The sequence below is a fragment of the Rhodococcus sp. BS-15 genome (genome assembly GCF_000813105.1).
In the GTDB taxonomy this organism is placed as follows: domain Bacteria; phylum Actinomycetota; class Actinomycetes; order Mycobacteriales; family Mycobacteriaceae; genus Rhodococcoides.
On record NZ_BAOX01000380.1, the window covers coordinates 1 to 3,912 of the forward strand.

The window sequence follows — 3,912 nt, forward strand, 5'->3', positions numbered from 1 at the left end:
AACCACACCACTGCGCGGAGCGCACTACACGCGAACCGCCAGCAACTTTCCCTCGGTTTCGATTTTGCGCTGATGCTCGTTGAAATCCGGTGCAGCGCAGACGAACAGCGTGCGGCCGTCGGATCCGCCGAGTCCGCAGGCGAAGACCCCGAGATCGAAATCGAGCTGCTGAAGAATCTCCCCGCCCGGTGCCACGTGCAGCACTCGCTGCCCCAGCGCGTCGGCGATCCACATCGTGCCGTCGGTGTCGATGCAGCATCCGTCGGCGGCAACCTTGACCTCACCGATGGCCGTCGCCATGTCCGTCGACGTCGGTAGGTCGCCGAACTTCGCCCAGTCGCGCCGCTCCCCCAGCGATCCGTCCTCGGCGATGTCGAAGGCACTGACCCGGTTGCCGACCGTCTCGTCGACGAGCAGTTCGCCCGAAGCCGTGAACGCCATCCGTTGGGGAAGTACAGATCCGACGCCACGACGTGCGCCGAACCGTCCGGGTCGACGCGAATCAGGTCGGCCGTCTCGACGGGCGCGAAGTTCATCAGATCGAAGCCGAAGTTGCCGATGTACGCGCGGCCCTGCGCGTCGACGAGCATGTCGTTGAGATTCGCCCGCACATACGTCGACAGATCGGCGTGCACGGTCAGTGAGCGTCGTGCTCACGCAGTAGCAACTTGTAGTCGCGCATCGACACGATCAGCAGGCGCCCGTCGGGCAACCATCCCAGGCCCGACGGCTGGTTGGGCACTTCGGCTTCGACTCGGACGTCGGAGCCGTCCTCGAGGGCGGACACGACGCGATGGGAGTAGAAGTCCGATACCCAGATCCTCCCCTCGTGCCATCGCGGACATTCGAAGTAGGTGTATCCATCGAGAACGACTGTGGTCTCCGGTTTCATGTTTCGAATTCAAACACCGCGAACGGTGGCCGCGACGCCGAATGCGTGAGCTGGCATGCTGGGGCCCGTGTTCGACGCCCACCTACACATCATCGACCCGAAGTTTCCGCTGATCGAGAACCACGGTTTCCTGCCCGATCCGTACACCATCTCGAACTACCTCTACGACGTCGACGGGCTCGGTATCACCGGCGGCGCAGTGATCTCGGGATCGTTCCAAGGCACCGATCAGACCTACCTGCTGGCCGCGTTGGAGACCCTGGGACGCGGCTGGGTCGGCGTCACTCAGCTCGATCCGGAATGTTCCGACGAGGACATCGTCGCGCTGCACGACGCGGGCGTGCGAGGAATGCGGTTCAACCTCAAACGCGGCGAAACGGATCTTCAGATGCTCACCACTGCGGCGCGCCGTGTCCACGATCTGGTGGGGTGGCACGCCGAGCTGTACGTCGATGCGTCCCTGCTGCTCTCGCTCGAACCGATACTCGCGAAACTACCGGCCGTGAGCATCGACCACCTGGGCCTCTCGACGCAGGGCCTGCCGTATCTACTCGATCTGGTCGATCGCGGAGTTCGCGTCAAGGCAACGGGATTCGGCCGGGTGGACCTCGACATCATCGACACGCTGCAGAAGATTCATCGTGTGAATCCGGCCGCGTTGATGTTCGGCACCGATCTACCGGGCACCCGCGCCCCGCGTCCGTTCTCCGAGACCGACATCGACATCATTTCTCACGCCGTCGGCGGCGATCTCCCGGCGGTGCTCGACGCCAACGCCCGGGCTTGGTATCGCGTCCCTTGAATCAGCAGGGCCCCTGACCCTTAGACGAAGAGAGCTCCGCCGAGCCACACTGCCGAGGCGAGCAGCGCGCCGAACAGCTCCACCAGGATGGACAGCCCGGCAGCCTTGGTGGCGTGCACGGTGGATCTCCATGCCTCGGAATGATTGCGATGCCTGGGCACCTCGGCCACGTAGACGCCGGCGATGAAGCCGATGAACAGTCCGACGACGGGGATGACGAAGAATCCGACGATGCCGAGCAGTCCGCCGATCATCAGCGATCGCATCGGCACACCGGCCTCCCGCATGCGCCGGCCCGGCCAGGTGTACTTCACGACGCCGCTCAGAACCAAGAGCACCGTGGCGATCGCGAACACCGTCCAGGCGGCTGCTCCGCCGGTGACCCACGCCCACACTGCGACGGCCGCGAAGATCAAGATGGTGCCCGGCAGAATCGGGACGACGATACCGACGAGGCCCACCAGAATCACCAGGCCGACCAGGACCTCACCGAACACGCTCATGGGCTCAGTGTGCCCTGTGTCGGTTCAGACGGCGGGGTGAACCTTGCCCGCTGCCTCGCGTGCCCGGCTTCGCGCCGTCTCGATGTCCGAGGCCGTCGACACCGCAACGCCCATCCGACGCCTGACGAAACTCGTCGGCTTACCGAACAGGCGAAGATCGGTCTCGGGGACAGCAAGCGCATCGGCGACACCATCGAAGTGAATGCCCTCGGCATCGACACCGCCGTAGATCACGGCCGACGCACCGGGCGAAAGCAGCGTCGTGTCGATCGGCAGACCCAGAACGGCGCGGGCATGCAGCTCGAACTCCGAGAACCGTTGCGTACGTAGCGTCACCAAGCCCGTATCGTGCGGCCGCGGACTCACCTCGGAGAAGTACACGTTGTCGCCCTGCACGAACAGTTCAACGCCGAACAACCCGCGCCCACCGAGCGCCGTCGTGATGCGCTCGGCAACGTCGCGCGCACCGGCCAGGGCCGCGTCGGACATCGGTTGCGGTTGCCAGGATTCGATGTAGTCACCGGATTCCTGCAGGTGCCCGATCGGCTCGCAGAACGAGGTTCCGTTGGTCGCCCGGACCGTGAGAAGTGTTATCTCGTAATCGAAATCGACGAATCCCTCGACGATGACGCGACCGTGGTCGACGCGACCACCTTTGAGCGCGTACTCCCATGCTGCCTCGACATCGGCCTCGCTGCGAACGACGGACTGCCCCTTGCCCGAGGACGACATGACGGGCTTGATGACGGCGGGAAAACCGATGGTGGACAGGGCATCTCGCACGTCTTCGAGCGAGTCGGCGAACGCGTACGGTGACGTCGGCAGCCCGAGTTCCTCGGCTGCGAGACGCCTGATGCCCTCACGGTTCATGGTCAACTGCGTCGCGCGAGCCGTCGGGATCACCACGCTCCTGCCGCGCGCTTCGACCTCGGCCAGGGCATCGGTGGCTATGGCCTCGATCTCCGGCACCACGAAATCCGGCTGCTGCGAATCGATCAGCGCCAGTAGTTCTTCGGGGTTGCTCATGTCGATCGTGAACGCGTGATGGGCCACCTGATGACCGGGGGCGTTGTCGTAGCGATCGACGGCGATCACCTCGACGCCGAGGCGCTGGAACGCGATGATCACCTCTTTGCCCAGCTCACCCGAGCCGAGCAGCATCACCCGGGTGGCCCCGGGAGTGAGCGGAGTACCGATACGGACGGGATCTGGGGCAGTCACAGCCCTATTATCCACACCCCGATCGATTGGACGACCTAGTACAAGTTAGTCTCCATTCACATTCGCAGGTGACGAGTCGGAACGAGGCAATAACGTGTCGAACACTGGTGGACCACTCGCAGGGCTCCGCGTAGTCGAACTCGCAGGCATCGGGCCCGGCCCACACGCCGCACTGCTGCTGGCAGACCTCGGCGCAGACGTCGTACGCGTGCAGCGTGCCGGGCAGATCTCTCCCCACGACCACCAGCTGCGCAGCCGCACCATCGTCGAGGCCAACCTCAAGGACCCGGCCGACATCGAGAAGGTGCTGGGACTCGTCGAACGCGCCGACGTGCTGATCGAGGGCTTCCGCCCCGGCGTCACCGAACGCCTCGGCCTCGGACCCGACGCCGCCCTCGCCCGCAACCCGCGCCTGTCTACGGCCGCATGACGGGCTGGGGTCAGGAAGGCCCCTGGGCGCAGACCGCAGGCCACGACATCAACTACATCTCCGA

At 64.9% G+C, this 3,912-nt stretch carries 3 protein-coding genes and 2 pseudogenes; 2 read left to right on the forward strand and 3 right to left on the reverse strand.

Features of this window, described 5'->3' with window-relative positions:
* Nucleotides 1–24: 24 nt before the first annotated feature.
* Nucleotides 25–892 (reverse strand): annotated as a pseudogene (locus tag RHBS_RS32425) (SMP-30/gluconolactonase/LRE family protein).
* A gap of 55 nt (nt 893–947) precedes the next feature.
* Here RHBS_RS32425 and RHBS_RS25350 point away from each other — a divergent pair.
* On the forward strand, nt 948–1,694 hold the full coding sequence (locus RHBS_RS25350) for an amidohydrolase (RefSeq protein ID WP_121872215.1): 747 nt from the start codon (nt 948–950) through the stop codon (nt 1,692–1,694).
* Between the two features lie 20 nt (nt 1,695–1,714).
* Here the strand turns inward: RHBS_RS25350 and RHBS_RS25355 are convergent, their stop codons facing one another.
* Together RHBS_RS25355 and purT are read right to left on the reverse strand one after the other, a co-directional pair.
* On the reverse strand, nt 1,715–2,197 hold the full coding sequence (locus RHBS_RS25355; protein ID WP_121872214.1) for a DUF456 domain-containing protein: 483 nt from the start codon (nt 2,195–2,197) through the stop codon (nt 1,715–1,717).
* 24 nt (nt 2,198–2,221) lie between these two features.
* Nucleotides 2,222–3,418: a formate-dependent phosphoribosylglycinamide formyltransferase gene (gene purT, locus RHBS_RS25360; protein ID WP_128646798.1), complete on the reverse strand. Its 1,197-nt coding sequence runs from the start codon at nt 3,416–3,418 to the stop codon at nt 2,222–2,224.
* A gap of 94 nt (nt 3,419–3,512) precedes the next feature.
* Between purT and RHBS_RS25365 the strand changes: the two are divergent.
* A pseudogene (locus tag RHBS_RS25365) lies at nt 3,513–3,912 on the forward strand (CoA transferase); the annotation flags it as partial.